The sequence below is a fragment of the Streptomyces vinaceus genome (genome assembly GCF_008704935.1).
Taxonomy (GTDB): Bacteria; Actinomycetota; Actinomycetes; order Streptomycetales; family Streptomycetaceae; genus Streptomyces; species Streptomyces vinaceus.
Map to the genome: position 1 here is coordinate 6,424,139 of NZ_CP023692.1, position 23,835 is coordinate 6,447,973.

General features: G+C 73.2%; 19 protein-coding genes. 10 read left to right on the forward strand and 9 right to left on the reverse strand.

From position 1 onward, the window contains the following. Positions 1 to 63 precede the first annotated feature (63 nt). The 7 genes from CP980_RS28990 (at position 64) to CP980_RS29020 (ending at position 6,670) form a co-directional block, all read left to right on the forward strand. Positions 64 to 873, forward strand: coding sequence for an MHYT domain-containing protein (locus CP980_RS28990; RefSeq protein WP_150529400.1), 810 nt, complete (start codon positions 64 to 66; stop codon positions 871 to 873). 49 nt (positions 874 to 922) lie between these two features. Then, the gene (locus tag CP980_RS28995; protein ID WP_150529401.1) at positions 923 to 3,580 is read left to right on the forward strand and encodes an ATP-binding protein; all 2,658 of its coding nucleotides are present in this window, start codon (positions 923 to 925) and stop codon (positions 3,578 to 3,580) included. After that, a complete protein-coding gene (locus tag CP980_RS29000; protein WP_150529402.1) occupies positions 3,580 to 4,023 on the forward strand; it encodes a roadblock/LC7 domain-containing protein in 444 nt (147 codons plus the stop codon). Before CP980_RS28995 ends, CP980_RS29000 begins: the two co-directional genes overlap by 1 nt. 17 nt (positions 4,024 to 4,040) lie before the next feature. Beyond that, the gene (locus CP980_RS29005; RefSeq protein ID WP_150529403.1) at positions 4,041 to 4,421 is read left to right on the forward strand and encodes a DUF742 domain-containing protein; all 381 of its coding nucleotides are present in this window, start codon (positions 4,041 to 4,043) and stop codon (positions 4,419 to 4,421) included. Continuing rightward, positions 4,421 to 5,068 (forward strand): GTP-binding protein, encoded by a 648-nt coding sequence (locus CP980_RS29010; RefSeq protein ID WP_132758803.1) that lies wholly within the window; start codon positions 4,421 to 4,423, stop codon positions 5,066 to 5,068. Before CP980_RS29005 ends, CP980_RS29010 begins: the two co-directional genes overlap by 1 nt. 241 nt (positions 5,069 to 5,309) lie before the next feature. Then, entirely contained in the window at positions 5,310 to 5,708 is a 399-nt protein-coding gene (locus CP980_RS29015; RefSeq protein WP_030158066.1) for a roadblock/LC7 domain-containing protein, read from the forward strand. Between the two features lie 101 nt (positions 5,709 to 5,809). Then, the gene (locus CP980_RS29020; protein WP_150529404.1) at positions 5,810 to 6,670 is read left to right on the forward strand and encodes a DUF6397 family protein; all 861 of its coding nucleotides are present in this window, start codon (positions 5,810 to 5,812) and stop codon (positions 6,668 to 6,670) included. On the opposite strand, the gene CP980_RS29025 is transcribed toward CP980_RS29020, so the two are convergent. The 3 genes from CP980_RS29025 to CP980_RS29035 all read right to left on the reverse strand — a co-directional run bounded on the left by CP980_RS29025 (position 6,634) and on the right by CP980_RS29035 (position 10,616). After that, positions 6,634 to 7,035, reverse strand: a complete 402-nt coding sequence (locus CP980_RS29025) for a YchJ family protein (protein ID WP_165937339.1) — start codon at positions 7,033 to 7,035, stop codon at positions 6,634 to 6,636. The two genes, CP980_RS29020 and CP980_RS29025, sit on opposite strands and share 37 nt — an antisense overlap. 76 nt (positions 7,036 to 7,111) lie before the next feature. Then, positions 7,112 to 8,014, reverse strand: coding sequence for an acyl-CoA thioesterase (locus CP980_RS29030; RefSeq protein ID WP_132758806.1), 903 nt, complete (start codon positions 8,012 to 8,014; stop codon positions 7,112 to 7,114). Between the two features lie 79 nt (positions 8,015 to 8,093). Beyond that, positions 8,094 to 10,616, reverse strand: a complete 2,523-nt coding sequence (locus CP980_RS29035; protein WP_150529405.1) for a DEAD/DEAH box helicase — start codon at positions 10,614 to 10,616, stop codon at positions 8,094 to 8,096. Between the two features lie 145 nt (positions 10,617 to 10,761). On the opposite strand from CP980_RS29035, the gene CP980_RS29040 reads away from it, so the two are divergent. Next, positions 10,762 to 11,553, forward strand: a complete 792-nt coding sequence (locus CP980_RS29040) for a metal-dependent hydrolase (protein WP_150529406.1) — start codon at positions 10,762 to 10,764, stop codon at positions 11,551 to 11,553. 113 nt (positions 11,554 to 11,666) lie between these two features. Here CP980_RS29040 and CP980_RS29045 read toward each other — a convergent pair whose 3' ends face one another. The 4 genes from CP980_RS29045 to CP980_RS29060 form a co-directional block, all read right to left on the reverse strand. After that, on the reverse strand, positions 11,667 to 13,448 hold the full coding sequence (locus tag CP980_RS29045) for an ABC transporter ATP-binding protein (protein ID WP_150529407.1): 1,782 nt from the start codon (positions 13,446 to 13,448) through the stop codon (positions 11,667 to 11,669). Next, on the reverse strand, positions 13,445 to 15,298 hold the full coding sequence (locus CP980_RS29050) for an ABC transporter ATP-binding protein (protein ID WP_150529408.1): 1,854 nt from the start codon (positions 15,296 to 15,298) through the stop codon (positions 13,445 to 13,447). Before CP980_RS29050 ends, CP980_RS29045 begins: the two co-directional genes overlap by 4 nt. Positions 15,299 to 15,454: 156 nt before the next feature. Further along, positions 15,455 to 18,388, reverse strand: a complete 2,934-nt coding sequence (locus CP980_RS29055; RefSeq protein ID WP_150529409.1) for an FAD-binding and (Fe-S)-binding domain-containing protein — start codon at positions 18,386 to 18,388, stop codon at positions 15,455 to 15,457. Between the two features lie 68 nt (positions 18,389 to 18,456). Beyond that, positions 18,457 to 18,918, reverse strand: coding sequence for a MarR family winged helix-turn-helix transcriptional regulator (locus CP980_RS29060; RefSeq protein WP_132758812.1), 462 nt, complete (start codon positions 18,916 to 18,918; stop codon positions 18,457 to 18,459). Between the two features lie 112 nt (positions 18,919 to 19,030). Here CP980_RS29060 and CP980_RS29065 point away from each other — a divergent pair, with 112 nt between their 5' ends. Next, positions 19,031 to 20,887, forward strand: coding sequence for an ABC transporter ATP-binding protein (locus tag CP980_RS29065; protein WP_150529410.1), 1,857 nt, complete (start codon positions 19,031 to 19,033; stop codon positions 20,885 to 20,887). A 63-nt stretch (positions 20,888 to 20,950) separates the two neighbouring features. After that, positions 20,951 to 21,877: an endolytic transglycosylase MltG gene (gene mltG / locus CP980_RS29070; RefSeq protein WP_150529411.1), complete on the forward strand. Its 927-nt coding sequence runs from the start codon at positions 20,951 to 20,953 to the stop codon at positions 21,875 to 21,877. A gap of 25 nt (positions 21,878 to 21,902) precedes the next feature. Here the strand turns inward: mltG and CP980_RS29075 are convergent, their stop codons facing one another. Both CP980_RS29075 and CP980_RS29080 read right to left on the reverse strand, forming a co-directional pair. Next, positions 21,903 to 23,051 (reverse strand): FAD-dependent oxidoreductase, encoded by a 1,149-nt coding sequence (locus tag CP980_RS29075; RefSeq protein WP_150530394.1) that lies wholly within the window; start codon positions 23,049 to 23,051, stop codon positions 21,903 to 21,905. 69 nt (positions 23,052 to 23,120) lie between these two features. After that, positions 23,121 to 23,798 (reverse strand): HAD family hydrolase, encoded by a 678-nt coding sequence (locus CP980_RS29080; RefSeq protein ID WP_150529412.1) that lies wholly within the window; start codon positions 23,796 to 23,798, stop codon positions 23,121 to 23,123. Positions 23,799 to 23,835: the final 37 nt, after the last annotated feature.

Below are 23,835 nucleotides of genomic sequence, written 5' to 3' on the forward strand. Positions count from 1 at the left end.
TTCCAGCTGCTTTCGAAATGCGCCCCTTGTTCGCGCCCTCACCCGGACTAGCGTCCCGGGGCCATGGGACACCTCGACCACGCGGCCTATGGCTGGCTGACACCCGTACTGTCGTATGCGATGGCATGCATCGGCGCGGCCCTCGGGCTGCGCTGCACCGTCTGCGCGCTCGCCGCGACGACCGGATCCTCCCGCCGCAACTGGCTCCTCACCGCGGCCTCCGCCATCGGGACCGGCATCTGGACGATGCACTTCGTCGCGATGCTCGGCTTCGACGTCACCGGCACCGAGATCCACTACAACGTGCCGCTGACCGTGCTCAGCCTGCTCGTCGCCATGCTCGTCGTCGGCGCGGGGGTGTTCGCCGTCGGCTACGGCCGGGCCCGCGGCCGCGCCCTGGTCCTCGGGGGACTCACCACCGGCCTCGGCGTCGCCAGCATGCACTACCTCGGCATGGCGGCCCTGCGCCTGCACGGCAGCGTCTCGTACGACCCGCTGATGGTCGGGCTCTCGGTCGCGATCGCGGTCGTCGCGGCCACCGCCGCGCTGTGGGCCGCGCTGAACATCAAGTCCCCGGTCGCCGTGACCGTCGCCTCGCTCGTCATGGGCGCCGCCGTCAGCAGCATGCACTACACCGGGATGCTGGCGGTCGCGGTCCGGGTCGTCCCCTCGGAGCAGACGCTGCCCGGCGCCACCGCGATGCAGTTCATCTTCCCGCTCGCCGTCGGGCTCGGCTCGTACCTGTTCATCACCTCTGCGTTCGTCGCGCTCTCCCCGACCGCCGACGAGCGCGCCGCCTCCGCGTCGGCCGCCCGGCACCTGGGCGGCGGGCAGGCGGCGGCGCCGGTCGCGCCGTCCGCGCCGGCCCGCTGAGCCGCCACTCCGTACCGCCCCGCTGGACCGCACCCGGAACGAGGAGCCCATGCGCACATCCCGCAGACCACCGGCGGCGCCGCCGCAGCTGCCCGTGCCCCCGGCGCGCGGCCGCCGGGCCCACGCCGGACCGCCCGCCGAGGAACCGGCAGTACGGGAGGACGGGCAGGCGGGTGATCCCCGCAGCCCGGCGAGAGCGGCCGCCTCCGACGGCGGGTCCCGGGGGCCTCGGCGGCGGCTGCGCCCCGCCTCCGTCCGCGCGAAGATCCTCTCGCTCCTGATGGTCCCGGTCGTCTCCCTGCTCGCCCTCTGGGGTTTCGCGACGGTCGGCACGGCCCAGGACATCGCCCGGCTCACCCGGGCCCAGCGCGTCGACCAACAGATACGCACCCCGGTCGCCGCCGCCGTCACCGAGCTCCAGGCCGAACGGCGCACTGCCGTCCGCCACCTCGCCGACCCCGCCTCCGACCAGGGCGCAGCCCTCGAACAGCAGGCGCGGCGCACCGAAGCCGCCGTCCGGCGCCTGCGGCTCGGCGACCGGCACACCGTCGCGGAGTCCGGCGCCCAGCGCGGCGACGTCGTGGTCCGCCTCGGGGCCTTCGTGGCCGCGGCCGAGGGGCTCGGCGCCACCCGCAAGGACGTCACGGACCGGCGCGCGACGCAGGACGCGGCGTACGAGGCCTATACGGCCGTGGTCGACAGCGCCCTCGCCGTGGACGGCTCCCTCACCGGTGGAACGGGGGCGGAACTGGGCCCCGAGGCGCGCGTCCTGCTGGAGTTCGCCCGCGCCGCGGAACTCCTCTCCCGGGAGGACGCGCTGATCGCCGCGCCGGGCCCGCGCACCGCCGAATCGCTTCGGCGCCTCACCGGCGTCGTCGAGACGCGCCGCGCCCTCACCGCGGCCGGCGCCGACGACCTGCCCGCCGCCCAGCGCGCCGCCTGGCAGTCCGTCGTGAAGAGCGCCGCCTACGCCGAGCTGACCGCCGCCGAGGACCGGCTGCTGAGCGGCGGCGCGGCCCCGGGAACGTCCAGCGGGCAGGCCAAGGACGCGGCGGCGCCGAAGGACGCGGTCAAGGAGGCGCCGACGGCGAAGGACGCGGCCAAGGACGCGCCCCGCGGCGCGCCCGCCGGCTGGGACGCCGCGTACGCGAACGTCAGCGCCTCGATGCGGGAGATCGGCGCCGCGGCCCACGCCGGAGCCGTCGACCGCACCGACCCCCTCGCTCAGGGCGTGCTCAGCCCCGCCGGAGCCGCCGTGCTGCTGGGCCTCGCCGCCGTCGCCGCCTCCCTCGTCATCTCCGTGCGCATCGGCCGGGCCCTCGTCGTGGAACTCGTATCGCTGCGCAACTCCGCCCTGGACATCGCCCACCGCAAGCTCCCGCACGCCATGGACCGGCTGCGGGCCGGCCAGGACATCGACGTCGAGGCCGAGACCCCGCCCCCGCCGCCCGCCGACGACGAGATCACCCAGGTGGGCGGGGCGCTGGCCACCGTCCACCGGGCGGCACTCAGCGCGGCCGTCGAGCGCGCCGAGCTCGCCAGCGGCGTGAGCGGCGTCTTCGTCAACCTCGCCCGCCGCAGCCAGGTCCTGGTGCACAAGCAGCTCACGCTGCTCGACTCGATGGAGCGGCGCGCCGACGACCCCGGCGAACTCGGCGACCTCTTCCGCCTCGACCACCTCACGACGCGCATGCGCCGCCACGCCGAGAGCCTGATCATCCTCTCGGGCGCCGCGCCCGGCCGTGCCTGGCGGATGCCGGTCCCGCTGACGAACGTCGTACGGGCCGCCGTCTCCGAGATCGAGGACTACCCGCGCGTCGAGGTCCGACAGCTGGCCGAGGCCGCCGTGCTCGGGGGCGCCGTCGCCGACCTCACCCACCTGCTCGCCGAACTCATCGAGAACGCCGCCCAGTTCTCTCCGCCCCACACCAAGGTCCGCGTCAGCGGTGAGCCCGTCGGCGCCGGATACGTCCTGGAGGTCGAGGACCGCGGGCTCGGCATGGGTCCCGACTCCCTGCGCGAGGCCAACCGGCGCATCGAGCAGTCCGAGTCGCTCGACCTGTTCGACAGCGACCGGCTCGGGCTCTTCGTGGTCAGCCGGCTCTCCGCCCGGCACGGGGTGCGGGTGCACCTGCGCACCTCCCCGTACGGGGGCACGACCGCCGTGGTGCTCCTGCCCAACTCCCTGCTCCAGGCCGCGATCGAGACCGGCTCCGGGCCGGTCCCGGAGCCGGGCCGGGACCCGGCGTTCGAGGCCCCGGTGCAGCCGCGGGGGGCCGGGGGTCCCGCGCCGCAGCCGTCGCCCGCCGTGACCGTCGTACGGGAGGAGGCGCACCGGCCGGCGGTACGGGAGGAACCGCACGGCATCACGGCGCCGCAGCGCGGTCCCGTACGGGACGAGGAGCCGCGGCCGGCGCCGGTGGCGCCCCTGCGCTCGCGGGGTCCCGGCGGCGCCGCGGTCACCGAACTGCCGCGCCGCGTACGCCAGGCCAGTCTGGTCCCGCAGCTGCGGGAGGCCCCCGCCCCCGAGGACCCGGCGGACGGGGGGCGCGTGCCCGAGGACCCGCCGGGGCGCAGCCCGGAGCAGGCCCGGGACCGGATGGCGTCCTACCGGGCGGGCTGGGTCCGCGGCGCCCAGGAGCCCGGCCCCCACGAGAGCGGCCCCCACGAGAGCGGCGCCCACCCAGGCAGCGAAGGAGAACTGTGATGATCGAGCACCAGAGATTCAATCCCGACGGAATCCGCAGGTCCGGTGAGCTGGACTGGCTGCTGGACGATCTGGTGGTCCGCGTCCGGGAGGTCCGGCACGCCGTGGTCCTCTCCAACGACGGGCTGGCGGTGGGCGCGTCCAGCGCGCTCAGCCGGGAGGACGCGGAGCACCTGGCCGCCGTCGCCTCCGGCTTCCACAGTCTCGCGAAGGGCGCGGGCCGGCACTTCCACGCCGGGGGCGTGCGCCAGACGATGGTGGAGATGGACGAGGGCTTCCTCTTCGTCGCGGCCGCCGGGGACGGCTCCTGCCTGGCGGTGCTGAGCGTGGCCAGCGCCGACATCGGGCTGATCGCGTACGAGATGGCCCGGCTCGTGAAGCGGGTCGGGGAGCACCTGTACACCCCGTCCCGGTTCGCGGCGCGGCCGCCGGCCGCGGGCTGAGGGCGGCGGCCGCGCCCATGGACGGCCAGTGGTACGACGCCGAGGCGGGCCCGCTCGTCCGTCCGTACGCCATGACGGGCGGACGGACGAGGCCGGGACCCCACGGGGTCCGGTTCGACCTGATCGCGCTGGTCGTCGTGGACGGCGAAGGCGGGGACGCGGCGGCCGAGTCCCTGCTCGGCCCCGAACACCGGGCCCTGCTCGGGCTCTGCCGGTCCGAGACGCAGTCGGTGGCGGAGCTCGCCGCGGACGCGGATCTTCCGGTGGGCGTGGTGCGGGTGCTGCTCGGGGACCTGCTGGAGGGCGGGCACGTCAAGGTGAGCCGGCCGGTGCCGCCGGCGCGTCTGCCGGACGAGCGGATTCTGCGTGAAGTCATCGAGGGATTGCGAGCGCTGTGATGGGACTGCACCACGACGGAACGGGCGGACCGGACGGGGATCCGGGGGATGACGGGGAACTGGCCTCGCTCGCGCTGAAGATACTCGTGGCGGGCGGGTTCGGGGTCGGCAAGACGACGCTGGTCGGCGCGGTCAGCGAGATCCGGCCGCTGCGTACGGAGGAGTTGCTCAGCGAGGCGGGCGAACTGGTCGACGACACGGGCGGGGTCGCCCAGAAGACGACGACCACCGTCGCCATGGACTTCGGGCGGATCACCATCCGGTCCGGGCTGTCGCTCTACTTGTTCGGGACGCCGGGGCAGGACCGGTTCTGGTTCCTGTGGGACGAGTTGTCGACGGGCGCGCTGGGCGCCGTGGTGCTGGCCGACACGCGCCGGCTGGAGGACTCCTTCCCGGCCGTGGACTACTTCGAGCACCGCCGCATCCCGTTCGTGGTGGCCGTCAACTGCTTCACGGACGCGCGGCGGTACGGAGCGCACGAGGTGGCGCGGGCGCTGGACCTGGAGTCGGGGACTCCGGTGGTGCTGTGCGACGCGCGGGACAAGGACTCGGGGAAGGAAGTGCTGATCAGGCTGGTCGAGTACGCCGGACGGGTGCACACCGCCCGGCTGCTGGACTCGGTGGAGCCGCAGGCCGATTCGGTGTGAGGGGAGGCCGGCCGTCGCCCGCTCGGGAGGGCGAGCCGGCCCTCACGCGGCAGGTGGCGTCCTTCCACCGCGGCGCTGCCGGTCCCTCCCGCCCCGAAGGCACGCCATTCCTCTTGAGTCATCTTCTTCGCCGGGGGTACATCCTCCTTGCCCGAAAGGCGCTGGTGGGGAAGGCTGGCGGCACTTACTACGAGGGGTGGGGCGCGGCCACGCCGGCGGCGTCAACGGGGAGGGGCTCGACATGGCATTGGACAAGCAACTCGATTGGCTGCTCGACGACCTGACGCGCAGGGTCCAGCAGGTCAGGCACGCGGTGGTGCTCTCCAACGACGGTCTGGTGACGGGCGCGAGCGCGGGGCTGGCCCGGGAGGACGCGGAGCATCTGGCGGCGGTGGCGGCGGGTTTGCAGAGTCTGGCCAAGGGGTCGGGCCGCCATTTCCGGGCGGGCGAGGTGCGCCAGACGATGGTCGAGTACGACGACGGCGCCCTGTTCGTGATGGCCGCGGGCGCGGGGAGCTCGCTGTGCGTGCTCAGCGCCGCCGAGGCCGACATCGGCCAGGTCGCGTACGAGATGACGCTGCTGGTCAACCGGGTGGGGGAGCACCTGGGTGTGGCGGAGCGGCGGATCACCGGGGGCTGAGACCCGGCGGTTCGCGAGTTATCCACAGGCCTCGCGGGGTGTCGTAGCGCCGAGTTACGGTCTTCACACAGAGTAATCGTCTCGTGTGGGGGAGGACCGTCATGGACGTCGCGACGCAGGTCTTGTCGGAGGTGCGGGGGCAGGTTCTGCCGGTGATCCGGGCGGCCGTGCCCTCGGTGGTACGGCCGGAGTCGGCGCCGGATGCGGCGGTGGGCGGCGCCCGGGCGGCCGGGGAACTGGGGCTGACCCGGACCGAGTTCGCCCGCGCCGTGCAGCTGGGCATCGTACGGGCCGGGCCGCCGGCGCCGGGAGGGTCCCCGAGGTACGCACGGGCGGAGCTGGAGCGGATCCGGTCGGCGGAGGGGTTCCCGGAAGCGCTGCGCGAGCGGGTCGAGGCGGTGGCCGGGGCCGAGGCCGCCGGGGCGGTGCTGGGCATCAGCCCGGGCCGGTTCACGCGGCTCGCCCGGTGCGGGCACATCACCCCGGTCGGCTACCGGATCAACCGCTACCGGGTGGTGGTGTGGCTCTATCTGGCCGCGGAGCTGAGGGAGTTCGCCGACCGGGAGCCGGGGATGCTGCGCGGGAGCGCACCCCCGGCCGACCGGGAGCTGCTCGCCGCCAAGGCGGATCTGCGGCCGCGGAAGTGGCGCGGGCGGCATGTGGGCCTGCTGCTGAGACGAACCGCCGACCCCTGGGAGCGGGCCGCCGTGCTCGCCTCCGTACTTTCCGAAGAGGAGCTGCGGGAGGCGGTGCCCGATCCGGCCGAGCGGATCGTGCTGGCCGCGCTCGCCCCGCCCGCGCCGTACGGGCACCCGCAGATCCCGGCCGCGGCCGCCGTGGCGGCCCGGCTGTTGCGGGCGGAGCCGGCGGACGAGGTCCACTGGTACCGCACCAGCCTGGACTTCGCGCTGACCGGGGCGCGCGGTCAGTCGAAGTCGACGGGGGACAGGGGGCCGACGTAGACCCAGGCTCCGGCCTCCCGGCTGAAGGCGCTGTGCTCGTGCAGGGACCCGGTGTGCCGGCCCTCGCGGTAGTGCGCCCGGAACTCCACCGACCCCTCCGTCTCGAACATCCCGCCGCGCTCGGTGGCGAGGATCTCCAGACGCTCCCACCGCTGGCCGGGATCGAGGTCGAGCCGGCCGGGCCGGGTGTCGGGGTGCCAGGAGCGCAGCAGATAGGCGGTGTCGCCGACGGCGAACGCGCTGAAACGGGAGCGCATCAGCAGCTCGGCGGTGGGCGCCTGCTGCGCACCGGAGTGGAAGCGGCCGCAGCACTCCGGGTACGCGGCGGGCAGCCCGCAGGGGCAGGGGAGGGCCGGGGTGGGCATGGGTGCGCTCAGTTCTTCGTGGACGGGGTCGGCTGGCGGTACGGCAAGGTCTGGCGGACCGCCGGAAGGGGGTGGGCTACTGGGGTGACACGGGCGGCTTGGCGGCGTTCTCGGCGTACGGGCGGAAGAGGCCTTCCTGGACCACGGAGACCAGCAGCCTGCCCTCCACGTCGTAGATGCGGCCGCGCGCCAGGCCCCGGCCGCCGTGTGCGATGGGTGACTCCTGGTCGTACAGGAACCACTCGTCCGCGCGGAACGGCCGGTGGAACCACATGGCGTGGTCCAGCGAGGCCATGTCGAAGCCGCGCATGCCCCACAGGGGCTCCACGGGGATGCGCACCGCGTCGAGGAGGGTCATGTCACTGGCGTAGGTGAGGGCGCAGGTGTGCACCAGCGGGTCGTCGCCCAGCGGGCCGACCGCGCGCATCCACACCGCGCTGCGCGGATCGGCGTCCTTGAGCTCCTCGGGAGTCCAGCGGAGCCGGTCCGTGTAGCGGATGTCGAACGGCTGGCGGCGGGCCATCCGCTCCAGCGCCTCGGGCAGCGCGCCCAAGTGCTCGCGGATCTCGTCCGCGACCTTCGGGAGCGTGTCCGGGTGGGGGAAGTCGAGTCGGGGAGGCAGCTGGTGCTCGATGCTGCCCTCCTCCGGATGATGGAAGGAGGCGGTGAGATTGAAGATCGTCTTGCCCTGCTGGACCGCGGTGACCCGGCGCGTGGTGAAGGACCGCCCGTCGCGCACCCGCTCCACCTGGTACACGATCGGCACCCCGGGGATGCCGGGGCGCAGGAAGTACGCGTGCAGCGAGTGGACCGGGCGGTCGCTCTCGGTGGTGCGGCCGGCGGCCACCAGGGCCTGGCCGGCGACCTGCCCGCCGAAGACCCGCTGGAGGGACTCCTGCGGGCTGGCGCCGCGGAAGATGTTGACCTCGATCTGCTCCAGGTCGAGCAGATCGACGAGTCTCTCGGCGGGATTCGTCATCAGAGGTTCTCCACTGTCGGGTCCGGTTCCGGCCGGGCCGGCTGCCGCTCGGGCGGGTCAGGTCGCTTGCGCGGGTCGGTCAGAGCGCGCCGAGTTCACCGACCGAGGTCAGTCGGATGATCGCACGGCCTTCCTCGTCGGAGGCCGCGAGGTCGACTTCGGCGCTGATGCCCCAGCCATGGTCCCCGTTGGGGTCCGCGAAGGTCTGGCGGACGCGCCACAGGCCGTGCGCCGGGTCCTCCTCGATCTGGAGCAGCTTCGGGCCGCGCGCGTCGGGGCCCGTGCCCAGGTCGTCGTACTCGTCCCAGTACGCGTCCATGGCCTCCCCCCAGGCGTCGGCGTCCCAGCCGGACTCGGCGTCCAGCTCGCCCAGCTGGTCGACGTGGTCCAGGGCGGCGAGCTCCACGCGGCGGAACATGGCGTTGCGGACCAGGACGCGGAAGGCGCGGGCGTTCGCCGTGACCGGCTTGACCTGGTCGGCCTTCTCCTGGGCCTGCTCCGCCGTCTCCACCTCCGGGTTCGCCAGCTGCTCCCACTCGTCGAGCAGGCTGGAGTCGACCTGGCGGACGAGCTCGCCCAGCCAGGCGATGAGGTCCTGGAGGTCCTCGGACTTGAGGTCGTCGGGGATCGTGTGGTCCAGCGCCTTGTACGCGCTGGCCAGGTAGCGCAGCACGATGCCCTCGGTGCGGGCGAGTTCGTAGAAGGAGGTGAACTCGGTGAAGGTCATCGCCCGCTCGTACATGTCGCGGATGATCGACTTCGGGGAGACCGGGTGGTCACGGACCCACGGGTGGCTCTTGCTGTACACGTCGTAGGCGTGCAGGAGCAGTTCTTCGAGCGGCTTGGGATAGGTGACGTCCTGGAGGCGCTCCATCCTCTCCTCGTACTCGATCCCGTCGGCCTTCATGGCGCCCACGGCGATGCCGCGTTCCTTGTTCTGCTGGGCGGCCAGGATCTGGCGCGGGTCGTCCAGCGTGGACTCGACGACGGAGACCATGTCCAGCGCGTAGGAGGGGGACTCCGGGTCGAGCAGGTCGAAGGAGGCGAGCGCGAAGGTGGACAGCGGCTGGTTGAGAGCGAAGTCCTGCTGGAGGTCGACGGTGAGCCGGATGGTGCGGCCCTCCGCGTCCGGGGTGTCCAGCTTCTCGACCACGCCTCCGTCCAGCAGCGAGCGGTAGATCGCGATGGCCCGCCGGATGTGCCGCAGCTGCGCCTTGCGCGGCTCGTGGTTGTCCTCCAGGAGGTGGCGCATCGCCTGGAAGGCATCGCCCGGACGGGCGATGACCGACAGCAGCATGATGTTGGTGACCTTGAACCGGGAGGTGAGCGGCTCCGGGTCGGCGGCGATGAGCTTCTCGAAGGTGGTGTCCGACCAGGCGACGAAGCCCTCGGGAGCCTTCTTGCGCACCACCTTGCGGCGCTTCTTCGGGTCGTCGCCCGCCTTGGCGAGGGCCTTCTCGTTCTCGATGACGTGCTCGGGCGCCTGGGCGACCACGTAGCCCGCCGTGTCGAATCCGGCCCGGCCCGCGCGGCCGGCGATCTGATGGAATTCGCGGGCGCGCAGCGTGCGGACGCGGTTGCCGTCGTACTTGGTGAGCGCGGTGAACAGCACCGTGCGGATGGGGACGTTGACCCCGACGCCGAGCGTGTCGGTACCGCAGATCACCTTCAGCAGGCCGGCCTGCGCCAGCTTCTCGACCAGGCGCCGGTACTTGGGCAGCATGCCGGCGTGGTGGACGCCGATGCCGTGCCGGACGTAGCGGGAGAGGTTCTGGCCGAACTTCGTGGTGAAGCGGAAGTTGCCGATCAGATCGGCGATCTTGTCCTTCTCCTCGCGGGTGCACATGTTGATGCTCATCAGCGACTGCGCCCGCTCGACCGCCTGGGCCTGCGTGAAGTGCACGATGTACACCGGAGCCTGCCGGGTCTCCAGCAACTCGGTGATGGTGTCGGTGATCGGCGTCGTGACGTACTCGTACGACAGCGGCACGGGCCGGGTCGCGGAGCGGACCACCGAGGTCGGCCGGCCGGTGCGCCGGGTCAGGTCCTCCTCGAAGCGCTTCACGTCGCCGAGGGTCGCCGACATCAGGACGAACTGCGCCTGCGGGAGCTCCAGCAGCGGGATCTGCCAGGCCCAGCCGCGGTCCGGCTCGGCATAGAAGTGGAACTCGTCCATGACGACCTGGCCGATGTCGGCGTACTTGCCGTCGCGCAGAGCGATGGAGGCCAGCACCTCGGCGGTGCAGCAGATCACCGGGGCGTCCGCGTTCACGGAGGCGTCGCCGGTCAGCATGCCGACGTTCTCGGTGCCGAAGAGCTTGCACAGGTCGAAGAACTTCTCCGACACCAGCGCCTTGATCGGGGCGGTGTAGAAGGTCACCTTGTCCTGGGCGAGGGCCGTGAAGTGCGCACCCGCCGCCACGAGGCTCTTGCCGGAGCCGGTCGGCGTGGACAAGATCACGTTCGCCCCGGAGACGACCTCGATCAGCGCCTCCTCCTGAGCCGGGTACAGGGTGATGCCCTGATCCTCCGCCCACGAGGAGAAAGCCTCGAAGAGGGCGTCGGGGTCGGCGTTCGGCGGGAGCTGATCAATGAGGGTCACACCCCCCATCTTGCCTGGCTTCCCGCCGGAAGAGGGAACCGGCGGACGGATCGAAGATCACCGCCGGTACGCTGTGCCGTTGACCGGGCCCGAACGAAACCGTCAACAGGGCCCGACCACCACACGACTGGGGCGGGGAACGACCATGATGGGTCCGGCGCACTCACTGTCCGGGGCGGCAGCCTGGCTGGGGGTGGGAGCGGCGGCCGCGGCCGCCGGGCACCCGATGCCCTGGCCGGTCCTCGTCGTCGGCGCGCTCATCTGTGCCGGTGCCGCCCTCGCACCCGACCTGGACCACAAGTCGGCGACGATCTCGCGCGCCTTCGGCCCGCTCTCCAAGGGGCTGTGCGAGGTGGTCGACAAGATCTCCTACGCGGTCTACAAGGCCACCCGCGCCCCCAAGGACGCCCGCCGGACCGGCGGCCACCGCACCCTGACGCACACCTGGCTGTGGGCCGTCCTGATCGGCGCGGGCTCCTCCGCGCTGGCGGTCACCACCGACCGCTGGGGCGTGCTGGTCCTGCTCTTCGTCCACCTGGTACTGGCTGTCGAGGGCCTGCTGTGGCGGGCCGCCCGGATGTCCAGCGACGTCCTCGTCTGGCTGCTGGGCGCCACCAGCGCCTGGATCCTGGCGGGCGTCCTCGACCAGCCCGGCAACGGCGCCGGATGGCTGTTCACCGACCCGGGCCAGGAATACCTCTGGCTCGGCCTGCCGATCCTGCTCGGCGCCCTGGTCCACGACATCGGCGACGCCCTGACCGTCTCCGGCTGCCCCATCCTGTGGCCCCTGCCGATCGCCGGGAAGCGCTGGTACCCCGTCGGCCCGCCCAAGGGGATGCGCTTCCGGGCCGGGAGCTGGGTGGAGCTCAAGGTGCTGATGCCCGTGTTCATGCTGCTCGGCGGCATAGGCGGAGCCTCGGCCCTCGGCTTCATCTAGGACCCTTCCTCCGGGACGGGCCGGGACGGGCCGGGTCGGGCCGGTACGGCGAAGGCCCCGGCCCCCCGCGGCGGCGGGGGACCGGGGCCTCGTACGCCGCCGGCGCGGGCGGGTCAGCCGTGCCAGGAGCGCCACAGCGCCGCGTACGCGCCGTCCGCCGCGACCAGCTCGTCGTGCGAGCCCAGTTCGCTGATCCGGCCGCCCTCGACCACCGCGATCACGTCCGCGTCGTGCGCGGTGTGCAGCCGGTGGGCGATCGCGATCACCGTACGGCCGTCCAGCACCCGGGCCAGCGAACGCTCCAGGTGGCGTGCGGCCCGCGGATCCAGCAGCGACGTCGCCTCGTCCAGCACCAGCGTGTGCGGGTCCGCGAGCACCAGCCGCGCCAGCGCGATCTGCTGCGCCTGCGCCGGGGTCAGCGCCGTACCGCCGGAACCCACCTCCGTGTCGAGGCCGGTATCCAGCGCCCGGGCCCAGCCGTCCGCGTCCACCGCGCCCAGCGCCGCCCACAGCTCGGCGTCCTTCGCCCCGGTGCGCGCCAGGCGCAGGTTGTCCCGCAGCGAGCCCACGAAGACGTGGTGCTCCTGGTTGACCAGTGCCACCTGCTCGCGCACCCGCTCCGCGGGCATCCGCGACAGCTCGGCCCCGCCGAGGGTGACCTCGCCGGTCCGGGGCGCGTAGATGCCCGCCAGCAGCCGGCCCAGCGTGGACTTGCCCGCCCCGGAGGGGCCGACCAGCGCCATCCGGGTGCCCGGCGGCACGGACATGGACACCTGGTGCAGCACGTCCACGCCCTCCCGGTAGCCGAAGCGCACCTCGTCGGCCCGGACGTCCCTCCCCTTCGGGGAGACGGCCGCGTCACCGGCGTCCGGCTCGATCTCCCGTACGCCCACCAGGCGGGCGAGCGACACCTGGGCCACCTGGAGCTCGTCGTACCAGCGCAGGATCAGGCCGATCGGATCGACCATCATCTGCGCGAGCAGCGCACCCGTGGTCAGCTGCCCGACCGACATCCAGCCCTGGAGCACGCAGTACCCGCCGATCATCAGCACGGAGCCGAGGATCGTGACGAAGGTGACGTTGATGACGGGGAAGAGGACGGTCCGCAGGTAGAGCGTGTACCGCTCCCACGCGGTCCACTCCTTGATCCGCTGCTCCGACAGCGCGATCCGGCCCGGACCGAGGCGGTGCGCCTCGACCGTGCGCCCCGCGTCCACCGTCTCGGTGAGCGCGGCCGCGACCGCCGCGTACCCGGCCGCCTCCGAGCGGTACGCCGAAGGCGCCCGCCGGAAGTACCAGCGGCAGCCGACCACCAGCACAGGCAGGGCCACCAGCGCGGCCAGGGCCAGCTGCGGCGCGGTCACCGTGAGCGCCCCGAAGAGCAGTCCGACCCAGACCACGCCGATGGCCAGCTGCGGCACGGCCTCGCGCATGGCGTTGGCCAGCCGGTCGATGTCGGTGGTGATCCGCGACAGCAGGTCACCGGTGCCGGCCCGCTCCAGCACGCCCGGGGGCAGGCCCACGGAGCGCACCAGGAAGTCCTCGCGCAGGTCGGCCAGCATCTCCTCGCCGAGCATCGCCCCGCGCAGCCGGACCTGCCGGACGAAGAACGTCTGGACCGCGAGGGCCAGCGCGAACAGCAGGGCCACGCGCCCCAGATGGAGCTCGCGCGCCCCTGCCGCCAGCTGGTCCACGACCCGCCCCAGCAGGTACGGGCCGACCATGGAGGCGGTCACCGCGGCCGCGTTGACCGTCACCAGCAGCACGAAGGCCCGCCGGTGGCGGCGGAAGAGGCCGCGCACGTAGCCCCGTACGGTCGCCGTCGTGCCCACGGGCAGGGTGGCGGCCGATGCGGGGGCCGCCGGATCGTATTGCGGCGGCGCCACGCCGATCATGCGGATTCCTCGATCTCTGTCAGTGCCTTTTCCAGCCGGTCTTCTTCCAGCCGGGTCAGTTCCATGCGGGCCACCCGCTGCTCCTCGTCGGTCTCGCGGGTGACGACCGCCCGGTAGAGCGGTTCGTCGTGCAGCAGTTCACGGTGCGTACCGGTCGCGGCGACCGCGCCCTCGTGGATCAGGACCACCCGGTCGGCGCGGTCCAGGAGCAGCGGTGAGGAGGCCAGGACCACCGTGGTGCGCCCGGCGCGCAGGGCGGTGATCCCGTCCGCGATCCGCGCCTCGGTGTGCGAGTCCACGGCCGAGGTCGGTTCGTCCAGCACCAGCACCTCCGGGTCGGTGGCCAGGGAGCGCGCCAGCGCGAGCCGCTGGCGCTGCCCGCCGGACAGGGACCGGCCGCGCTCGGTGATCCGGGCGTCCATCGGGTCGTCCACCCCGTCCGGCGCCGACTGCAGCAGCGCGTCCAGGACGTCCCCGCACTGGGCGGCGGCCAGCGCCGCCCCGGGCTCGACCGCTCCGGACGCGGGTACGGCGAACAGCTCGCGCAGCGTTCCGGAGAGCAGCACCGGATCCTTGTCCTGTACGAGGACCAGCGTGCGCGCCGTGTCCAGCGCGAGCTCGTCCAGCGCGACCCCGCCCAGCAGCACCGAGCCCCGCTCGGCGGCCGGGCCGTCGTCCGCCGGATGCCCGCCGAGGCGCTCGGCGAGCCGCCCCGCCAGGTCCGGATCCCCGCACACCACGGCGGTGAACCGGCCCGCGGGGGCCAGCAGTCCCGTCGCGGGGTCGTACAGGTCCCCGCCCGGGGCCGGAGCCTCGGCGGGCCGGGCCCGGGGCGCCTGCGGCTCCGGAACCTCCGTACGCGTCAGCGAGAGCACCCGCGCGGCCCGCGCGGCCGAGGGCCGTGAGAAGGAGTACGCCATGGCGATCTCCTCGAAGTGCCGCAGCGGGTAGAGCATCGTGGCCACCGCGCTGAAGGCGGCTACGAGTTCACCGACCTCCAGGCGGCCGTCCAGCACGAGCACCGAGCCGTACCAGACCACGGTGATCAGCAGGGCGCCCGGGAGGAGCACCTGGATCGCGGAGATCAGTGCCCACATCCGGGCGCTGCGCACGGCCGCCTTGCGGACCTCCTGCGAGGCCTCGCGGTAGCGGCCCAGGAACAGCTCCTCGCCGCCGATGCCGCGCAGCACCCGCAGGCCGGCGACGGTGTCGGAGGCGAGTTCGGTGGCCTTGCCCGCCTTCTCGCGCTGGATGTCCGCGCGCCGGGTGGCGCGCGGCAGCAGCGGCAGTACGGACAGGGCGAGCACGGGGACGCCGATCGCGACGACCACACCGATCGAGGGCGCGAAGAACAGCAGGCCGACGCAGATGGCGACGACGGAGAAGGCGGCCGCGAGGAAGCGGGAGACCGCCTCGACGAACCAGCCGATCTTCTCCACGTCACCCGTGGAAACCGCGACGACCTCGCCGGCCGCGACCCGCCGGGTCAGGGCGGAGCCCAGCTCGGCGGTCTTGCGGGCGAGCAACTGCTGCACCCGCGCCGCGGCGGTGATCCAGTTGGTGACGGCGGTCCGGTGGAGCATCGCGTCGCCCACCGAGATGGCGAGGCCGATCAGCGCCAGGAGCGCGCCGACCAGCAGCAACCGGTTGCCGTCGCGCTGTACGACCGCCTCGACGCCCAGGCCCACCGCGTACGGGAGCCCGGCGACACCGCCGAAGTGCACCAGTCCCCAGCACAGGCTTCTGGCCTGTCCGCCGAGCTGGCCCCGCCCGAGCCACACCAGGAAGCGCGGGCCGGAGCGGGCGTCCGGTACTCCGGGGTCCGGATACGGAAGATCGCTGATCTGCATGACGCCTCATGACTGGTCGAGTGGTTCAAACCGAGCAAGGTTCGCCTTCCGGACCGTTCAAGGGCAATCGATTTTGCGTTGGCCACGGCCTCACGCGGTGGGATGTGCGGGCCGCCCGGCGGCCGAACCGCCAGGTCAAGACCGTCTGCCGCAGCGTCAAGGGCGGGTGGCCCGCTCCAGTTCCAGCAGCGCCGAGTGATAACTGCGGCCGGTGGCCCGGTCCATGCCCACCTCGCACATCCGGTTCGCCGACAGGTGCGCGTCGAACGCCCGCGAAGTCACCTCCGCCGCCTCCCGCTCCGTCGCCGAGGCGGTCAGCTCCGGATGCAGCATGCCCCGGTCTCCCGCGAAGGCGCAGCAGCCCGCATCGTCGGGAACCACCACCTCCGTCGCACAGGCCCCGGCCACCGCCCGCAGCTGCGCGACGTCGCCCAAGTGGTGCATCGAGCAGGCCGGATGGAGCACGGCCGAACCCACCGTGCGCCGGATCTCCAGGTGCGCGAGCAGCTCGTCCGCCGCCCACACGACCGAGTCGAGGACCGTCAGTTCCGCGTGCAGCGCCCGGTTGTCGTCCGTCAGGTACGGGACCACCTCGCGCGCGATCCCCAGCGTGCACGAGGAGGCGTCGACCACCAGCGGCAGCCGCCCGCCGGCGGTCCAGCCCCAGGCGGCCTCCACGATCCGGTTGGCCATCACCCGGGTCCCCTCCTCGTAGCCCTTGGAGTGCCAGATCGTCGCGCAGCAGGTGCCCGCGACGTCGCCCGGGATCCACACCGGCTTCCCGGCCCGCTCCGACACCGCCACCACGGCCTCGGGCAGCGAGGGGCCGGGCCGGCCCCCGGGGCCGCCGAAGATCCGGTTCACACAGGCCGGGTAGTACACGGCCGCTGCGCCCACCCGCTCGGTGCGGGGGAGTTCCCCGGCGGCTCCGGGGAGCTGCGGCAGCCACCGCGGAACCAGGTCGGGACGTACGGCCCTGCGCGCGGCACCGGTGACCGCCTCCAGCAGCCGGTCCCCGCCCCGGTCGGCCAGCTCGTCGGCGGCGGCCACGGCCAGCCGGGCGGCGCCCTCCACGGTCTTGAACCGGCGGGCGGCGAGGGCCGCTGCGTGCTCCTCGCGCGCACCGTGGCGGCGGTGGCGGAAGCCGCGCATCAGCGCGCCCGTGTCGATGCCGACGGGGCAGGCCAGCTTGCAGGTGGAATCGCCGGCGCAGGTGTCCACGGCGTCGTGGCCGTAGGCGTCGAGCAGTCCGTCCAGCACGCGGGAGCCCGGCTGCTGGCGCATCATCTCCCGGCGCAGCACGATCCGTTGGCGGGGCGTGGTGGTCAGGTCCCCGCTGGGGCAGGTCGGTTCGCAGAAGCCGCACTCGATGCACGGGTCGGCCACCGCCTCGACGCGCGGGATCGTCTTCAGCCCGCGCAGATGGGCGGCCGGATCGCGGTCGAGGAGGATGCGCGGGGCGAGCAGCCCGTCGGGGTCGACGACCCGCTTCGTCCGCCACATCAGCTCCGTGGCCCTGGGCCCCCACTCCAGCTCCAGGAACGGCGCCATGTTGCGGCCGGTGGAGTGCTCGGCCTTCAGCGAGCCGTCGAAACGCTCCACCACCAGGCGGCAGAAGGCCTCCATGAAGGCCCCGTACCGCTCTACGTCGGCGGGCTCCGACGCGTCGAAGGCGAGCAGGAAGTGCAGGTTGCCGTGGGCCGCGTGGCCGGCGACGGCCGCGTCGAAGCCGTGCCCGGCCTGGAGCGCGAGGAGCGCCTCGCAGGCCTCGGCCAGCCGGGAGGGCGGTACGGCGAAGTCCTCGGTGATCAGGGTGGTGCCGGCGGCGCGGGCTCCGCCGACGGCGGTGACGAAGGCCCTGCGGGCCTTCCAGTACCCGTTGATCGTCCCCGCGTCGCGGGTGAACGCGTTGGTGATCGAGGCCACCGGGGTGACGAGGTCCAGTCCGGCGAGCACCTCGGCGGCGCGGCGCTCGTACTGCGCGCGGCCCGCCTCGTCCGGGGCGCGGAACTCCACCAGCAGGGCGGTGGTGTCCCTCGGCAGCCCGGCCCAGTCGGCGGGGACTCCGTCGACGCTGACCGAGGCGCGCAGGGTGTTGCCGTCCATCACCTCCACGGCGAGGGCGCCCGCCGCGTTGAACCGCGGTACGGCGGCCGCCGCGGCAGGCAGCGAGGGGAAGAAGAGCAGCGCACCGAGGAGCTCGCGCTCCAGCGGCACGGTGTCGAGGACGACCTCGGCGATGAAGCCGAGCGTGCCCTCCGAGCCGACCATCAGCCCGCGCAGGATCTCGACCGGGGTGGCGCCGTCCAGGTAGGCGTCGAGGCGGTAGCCGGTGGTGTTCTTGATCTCGTACTTGGCGCGGATCCGTGCGACGAGCCCGGGATCGGCCTCGATCTCCCGCTTGATCTCCATCAGCCCGCGGCACAGCGCCGGTTCGGCGTGCGCCAGTTCCTCGTCCGCGCGCGGGTCGGCGGTGTCCACGACCGTCCCGCCGGGCAGCACGAAGGTGAGGGAGGACAGGGTGCGGTACGCGTTCCTCGTGGTCCCGGCCGTCATGCCGGACGCGTTGTTCGCGACGACCCCGCCGAGGGTGCAGGCGACGGCGCTCGCCGGGTCGGGGCCGAGGACGCGGCCGTGCCGGGCGAGGGCGGCATTGGCCCGCGCCACGGTGGTGCCGGGCCGGATCCGGGCCCGGCGGCCCTCCTCCAGCACCTCGATGCCGGCCCAGTGGCGGCGTACGTCGACCAGGATGTCCTCGCCCTGGGCCTGACCGTTCAGCGAGGTGCCCGCGGCGCGGAAGACGACCTCCCGCCCGCGGCCGTGCGCGTACGACAGGACAGCGGAGACGTCGTCGAGGTCCTCGGCGATCACCACCACCTGCGGCACGAACCGGTACGGCGAGGCGTCGGAGGCGTACCGGACCAGGTCGGAAACCTTCCACAACACCTTGTCGGCGCCGAGCAGATCCGTCAGCTCGGTGCGCAGCGGATCCGGGGTGCCGGCGGCCCGGTGGTCGGGGAGCCGGTCGGGGGCGGGGCCGAGGACGCTGTGCGGCCGCAGGGCCCCGGGCTTCGGTTCCAGCAGCGGCATGCGTGACCCCTCGCCTTACTCGTTCGGCCCAATCCGGGGAACCCTCTCCCGGTCCCGGAGCGGTCTGCTCAGCAGCCGCGCTCCATCGGGGCGTCGGTCAGAGCGTTCAGCAGGCCGCCGAGCACCTCGCGCTGCTCGGCGGTCAACGGGGCCAGGATCTCCTCTGCCGCGTCGGTCCGCGCGTTGCGCAGCCGGCGCAGCGTGGCGCGGCCGGTGTCGGTCAGCTCGATCCGTATGACCCGCCGGTTCGCCGGGTCGGGCGCGCGGCGCACGCACTCGGCGGCCTCCAGGCCGTCCACCAGTGTGGTCACGGCGCGGGGCACGACTTCGAGGCGGGCGGCGAGGTCCGCCATCCGGGGCGGCCGGTCGCCGTCGTAGTGCGAGACGAGGCGCAGCAGCCGGCTCTGGGCGGGGGTGATGCCGAGCGGTTCCAGGTGGTGCTTCTGGATCCGGTGGAGCCGACGGGTCAGCCGCAGCAGCTGCTCGGCGAGCACGCCGTCCGTGCTGTCGGTTTCGGAAGCTGTCCTCATACTGGGAAACAGTACCAGGACCACGCTCATTGTGAGCATAGGTAACAATGAGCTATGCTCAGTCGAGTCTCACAGGTCTCGTACTCCGACAGGTCTCGCCAGAAGGAGGCCCATGCGCCCCGAAGAGCCGAAATGGACCCCATCGAAAGAAGCACTCGATCCCACCCGCCCCGCCCCCGCGGAGCAGCCGCGTGAGCTGCGCCGGATCGTGGCCCTGTTCCGCCCCTACCGCGGCCGCCTCGCCCTCGTGGGGCTGCTCGTCTGCGCCTCCTCACTGGTCTCGGTGGCCTCGCCGTTCCTGCTGAGGGAGATCCTGGACGTCGCCATCCCGCAGGGGCGCACGGGGCTGCTCAGCCTGCTCGCGTTCGGGATGATCCTCACCGCCGTCGTCACCAGCGTCTTCGGCGTGCTCCAGACCCTCATATCCACCACCGTCGGCCAGCGCGTCATGCACGACCTGCGCACCGCCGTCTACGCGCAGCTCCAGCGGATGCCGCTCGCCTTCTTCACCCGCACCCGGACCGGCGAGGTGCAGTCCCGCATAGCCAACGACATCGGCGGCATGCAGGCGACCGTCACCTCCACCGCGACCTCGCTCGTCTCCAACCTGACGGCCGTGATCGCCTCCATCGTCGCGATGCTCGCGCTCGACTGGCGGCTCACGCTGGTCTCCCTGCTCCTGCTGCCCGTGTTCGTGTGGATCAGCCGGCGCGTGGGCCGCGAGCGCAAGAAGATCACCCTCCAGCGGCAGAAGCAGATGGCCGCCATGGCCGCGACGGTCACCGAGTCGCTGTCGGTGAGCGGCATCCTCCTCGGCCGCACGATGGGCCGTGCCGACTCGCTGACCCGCTCCTTCTCCGACGAGTCCGAGAAGCTCGTCGACCTGGAGGTCCGCTCCAGCATGGCCGGGCGCTGGCGCATGTCGACCATCGGCATCGTCATGGCCGCCATGCCGGCGCTCATCTACTGGGCCGCCGGCATGGCCCTCCAGTCGGGCGCCCCCTCGCTCTCGGTCGGCACCCTCGTCGCCTTCGTCACGCTCCAGCAGGGTCTCTTCCGGCCCGCCGTGAGCCTGCTGTCCACCGGCGTCCAGATCCAGACCTCACTCGCCCTGTTCAGCCGCATCTTCGAGTACCTCGACCTGCCGGTGGACATCACCGAGCGCGCCGACGCGGTCCGGCTGGACCGGGCCCGGGGCGAGGTCCGGCTGGAGGACGTGCACTTCGCGTACGACGCCAAGCACGGCCCCACCCTCACCGGAATCGACATCACCGTCCCGGCCGGCGGCTCGCTCGCCGTGGTCGGTCCGACCGGCTCCGGCAAGAGCACGCTCAGCTACCTCGTGCCCCGGCTCTACGACGTGACCGGGGGCCGGGTCGCCCTCGACGGGGTGGACGTACGGGACCTCGACTTCGACTCGCTGGCCCGCTCCATCGGTGTGGTCTCCCAGGAGACGTACCTCTTCCACGCCTCCGTCGCCGACAACCTCCGCTTCGCCAAGCCGGACGCCACCGACGAGGAGATCGCAGCGGCCGCCCGCGCGGCCCAGATCCACGAGCACATCGAGTCCCTGCCCGACGGGTACGACACCCTGGTCGGCGAGCGCGGCTACCGCTTCTCCGGGGGCGAGAAGCAGCGCCTCGCCATCGCCCGCACCATCCTACGCGACCCGCCGGTGCTGATCCTCGACGAGGCCACCAGCGCGCTCGACACCCGCACGGAGCACGCCGTGCAGCGGGCCATCGACAACCTGTCCCAGGGCCGCACCACGATCACCATCGCGCACCGGCTCTCCACCGTCCGCGACGCCGACCAGATCGTCGTCCTGGACAAGGGGCGCATCGCCGAGCGCGGTACGCACGAGGAACTGCTGGCGGCCGACGGCCGGTACGCGGCCCTGGTCCGCCGGGACCGGGAGACCGCACTCACGCCGGAGGCGATCGTTCAGCCCACGCCGGTAAAAGTGTGACCGTATGACCGGCGTCCGGGTGTGATGCCGGGAATGTCACGCTTCGCGGGTTAGCGTGCCCGCATGCGCCATGAGTACCAGCCGCCACGGCGTCGCTCCCGGCTCACCCGCCGGGGCCGTCTGGCGCTCTTCCTCGGCCTGCTGCTCGCCATCGGTGCGGCCGCCCTGTTTCCACTGCTCCGCGGCGGGCAGGCCCCCGAGAAGCCGCGCCGGTTGACCATTCCGGAGGGCTGGCGGGCACCCCAGGTGTACGCCGCGATCGACCGCGAGCTGAAGCTCCCGGCCGGCTCCACCAAGGCCGCGGTCCCCACGGCCGCACTGGCCCTGCCCCCGGAGGCCAAGGGCAATCCGGAGGGCTTCCTCTTCCCGGCGACGTACCCGGTGACCTCCGAGTCCACCCCGGCCACCCTGCTCGCGTACATGGTGGACACGGCCAACCGGAAGCTGGCCACCAGGGCCGTGGCCGACGGCGCCAAGGCCCACGGAATGACCCCGTACCAGACGGCCACGCTCGCCAGCATCATCGAGGCGGAAGCCGAATCCCGCTCGGACCGGGGCAAGGTCGCGCGCGTGGTGCACAACCGGCTGGCGCGCTCGATGCCGCTCCAGATGGACTCCACCATCAACTACGCGCTGGGCCGCAACACGGTGGACACCAAGCTGAGCGAGACGCGGATCGACAGCCCGTTCAACACCTATGAGCGCCAAGGGCTCCCGCCGACGCCGATCGACAGCCCGGGCCTGGAGGCCATGGCCGCGGCCGTTGCGCCGACGCCCGGCGACTGGCTGTTCTTCGTGACCGTGAAGCCGGGTGACACCCGCTTCTCGGCGACGTACGAGGAGCACAAGAAGCACGTGGCCGAGTTCAACCGGCACCGGGCCGGTGCCGGCCCCGGTGCCGGCGCGAGCACGGGGCCGGGGTCGGAGTCCGGGTCGGGGACCAGCGAGGTCGCCGCCGGACGCGCCCGGGCCGGCTCCCGCGCCGGTTAGGGCCCGGGTCAGGCCCTGGGCGGGATCAGGCCGGCCGGACGGAGGGGACGGGATCCGGCCGCCGGGCGTCCGTACGGTCCGCGCCGTGCACACCGTCCGTGCCCCCGGCTCCGGCTGCGCCGCGCTCAAGGAGGCGGCGGATCTCTCGGACCGCGGCCCCGCCGGCGCGGTTGGCACCGATCGTCGACGCCGACGGGCCGTAGCCGACCAGGTGGATCCGCTCGTCGCGGACCGCGCGGGTGCCCTCGACCCGTATGCCGCCCCCGGGTTCGCGCAGGTGGAGCGGGGCCAGGTGGTCGATGGCGGCGCGGAATCCGGTGGCCCACAGGATCACGTCGGCTTCCACCTGCCGCCCGTCCGCCCAGGCCGCGCCCGTCGGCGTGATCCGGTCGAACATCGGCCGCCGGTCCAGCACCCCCGAGGCCAGCCCGGCCCGGACGGCCTCGTTCAGCGGGAGTCCGGTCACGCTGACCACGCTCTGCGGCGGCAGCCCCTGGCGCACCCGCTCGTCGACCAGGGCCACCGCGGCCCGTCCCTCCGCCTCGCCGAAGCTCCCGTCGCGGAACACCGGGGGCCGCCGGGTCACCCACGTGGTCCCGGCCGCCACCTCCGCGATCTCCAGCAGGTGCTGCACCGCCGAGGTCCCGCCGCCCACCACGAGCACCCGGGCCCCGGCGAACTCCTGCGGCCCCGGGTAGTTCGCGGTGTGCAGCTGGCGGCCCCGGAAGGTTTCCTGTCCCGCGTAGCGCGGCCAGAACGGCCGGTCCCAGGTCCCGGTCGCGTTGATCAGCGCACGCGCGGACCAGGTCCCGGCCGAGGTCTCCACGCGCAGCCGCCCGTCGCTCCCGCCGTCCCGTACGGCCGTGACGTTCACGGGTCGCCTTACGCGCAGCCCGAACCGCTCCTCGTAGGCCGCGAAGTACTCCCCGATCACCGCCGAGGAGGGCCGCCCCGGGTCGGCGCCGGTGAGCTCCATGCCGGGCAGGGAGTGCATCCCGTGCACCTTGCCGTACGTCAGGGAGGGCCAGCGGAACTGCCAGGCCCCGCCGGGCCGCGGCGCGTGGTCGAGCACCACGTACCCGACCCCGGCCCGCGCCAGGTGGTACGCACCCGACAATCCCGCCTGGCCGGCCCCGATGACCACCACGTCGACGCCCGCCGCACCCCGCACCATGTCGTTCACGGTTCTACCAACCGGCGCCGCCCACGGGATCTTCCCCGGCATTGATCCGACAGCATCGCCCTACGCGGCGGGGTGCTCGCAGAGCCAGTCGTAGGCCGCCTCGGCGCTGAAGTCACGCTGTCCGCCGCGGAACAGCAGCCCGGCACCGGTGAAGGCCGGGTCGTGGGCCGTGGCCGGCACGTACGGGATCGCCACGCAGGACATGCCGGCGGCGTGGGCGGCCAAGGCGCCCGGGGCCGCGTCCTCGACCACCACGCAGTCGGCGGGGGCCGCGCCGAGGCGGCGGGCCGCCTCCAGGAAGACGTCGGGGGCGGGCTTGCCGTGCGCCACCTCCTCCGCGGAGACCACCGTGGTCAGCAGCCCGTCCAGGCCGGTTCCGGCCAGCACGGCGTCGATCGCCTCGCGCGAGGACCCGGACGCCACCGCCATCGGGATCCCCTCCGCGTGCAGCCGCTCCATGAACTTCCGCATCTCGGGGAAGGCCTCGGTCCCCGTCCGGGCCAGCTCCAGGTACGCGGCGTTCTGCTCGGCCAGCAGCTGCTCCACCGGGGCGTCGATCCGGTACCGCTCCCTGAGGATCTCCAGCGTCTCCAGGGTGCCGATGCCGATGAAGCGCGCGTGCTGCTCCCAGGTGAAGTCGGGGACGCCGTGCCGGGCCAGGGTGCGGCGCCCCGACTCGTAGTAGTTCGGCTCGCTGTCCACGAGGGTGCCGTCGAGATCGAATATGACGGAAATCATCCGCTCTGCCCGTCCTGCCGGTTGCATACCTGTCCCG

What these genes read in the sequence shown, in the direction of transcription:
- CP980_RS28990 (WP_150529400.1), top strand. Translation starts at nt 64, where the DNA reads ATGGGACACCTCGACCACGCGGCCTATGGCTGGCTGACACCCGTACTG.
- CP980_RS29000 (WP_150529402.1), top strand. Translation starts at nt 3,580, where the DNA reads ATGATCGAGCACCAGAGATTCAATCCCGACGGAATCCGCAGGTCCGGT.
- CP980_RS29005 (WP_150529403.1), top strand. Translation starts at nt 4,041, where the DNA reads ATGGACGGCCAGTGGTACGACGCCGAGGCGGGCCCGCTCGTCCGTCCG.
- mltG (WP_150529411.1), top strand. Translation starts at nt 20,951, where the DNA reads ATGCGCCATGAGTACCAGCCGCCACGGCGTCGCTCCCGGCTCACCCGC.
- CP980_RS28995 (WP_150529401.1), top strand. Translation starts at nt 923, where the DNA reads ATGCGCACATCCCGCAGACCACCGGCGGCGCCGCCGCAGCTGCCCGTG.
- CP980_RS29050 (WP_150529408.1), bottom strand. Translation starts at nt 15,298, where the DNA reads ATGCAGATCAGCGATCTTCCGTATCCGGACCCCGGAGTACCGGACGCC.
- CP980_RS29055 (WP_150529409.1), bottom strand. Translation starts at nt 18,388, where the DNA reads ATGCCGCTGCTGGAACCGAAGCCCGGGGCCCTGCGGCCGCACAGCGTC.
- CP980_RS29065 (WP_150529410.1), top strand. Translation starts at nt 19,031, where the DNA reads ATGCGCCCCGAAGAGCCGAAATGGACCCCATCGAAAGAAGCACTCGAT.
- CP980_RS29045 (WP_150529407.1), bottom strand. Translation starts at nt 13,448, where the DNA reads ATGATCGGCGTGGCGCCGCCGCAATACGATCCGGCGGCCCCCGCATCG.
- CP980_RS29010 (WP_132758803.1), top strand. Translation starts at nt 4,421, where the DNA reads ATGGGACTGCACCACGACGGAACGGGCGGACCGGACGGGGATCCGGGG.
- CP980_RS29080 (WP_150529412.1), bottom strand. Translation starts at nt 23,798, where the DNA reads ATGATTTCCGTCATATTCGATCTCGACGGCACCCTCGTGGACAGCGAG.
- CP980_RS29060 (WP_132758812.1), bottom strand. Translation starts at nt 18,918, where the DNA reads ATGAGGACAGCTTCCGAAACCGACAGCACGGACGGCGTGCTCGCCGAG.
- CP980_RS29040 (WP_150529406.1), top strand. Translation starts at nt 10,762, where the DNA reads ATGATGGGTCCGGCGCACTCACTGTCCGGGGCGGCAGCCTGGCTGGGG.
- CP980_RS29020 (WP_150529404.1), top strand. Translation starts at nt 5,810, where the DNA reads ATGGACGTCGCGACGCAGGTCTTGTCGGAGGTGCGGGGGCAGGTTCTG.
- CP980_RS29025 (WP_165937339.1), bottom strand. Translation starts at nt 7,035, where the DNA reads ATGCCCACCCCGGCCCTCCCCTGCCCCTGCGGGCTGCCCGCCGCGTAC.
- CP980_RS29075 (WP_150530394.1), bottom strand. Translation starts at nt 23,051, where the DNA reads ATGGTGCGGGGTGCGGCGGGCGTCGACGTGGTGGTCATCGGGGCCGGC.
- CP980_RS29015 (WP_030158066.1), top strand. Translation starts at nt 5,310, where the DNA reads ATGGCATTGGACAAGCAACTCGATTGGCTGCTCGACGACCTGACGCGC.
- CP980_RS29030 (WP_132758806.1), bottom strand. Translation starts at nt 8,014, where the DNA reads ATGACGAATCCCGCCGAGAGACTCGTCGATCTGCTCGACCTGGAGCAG.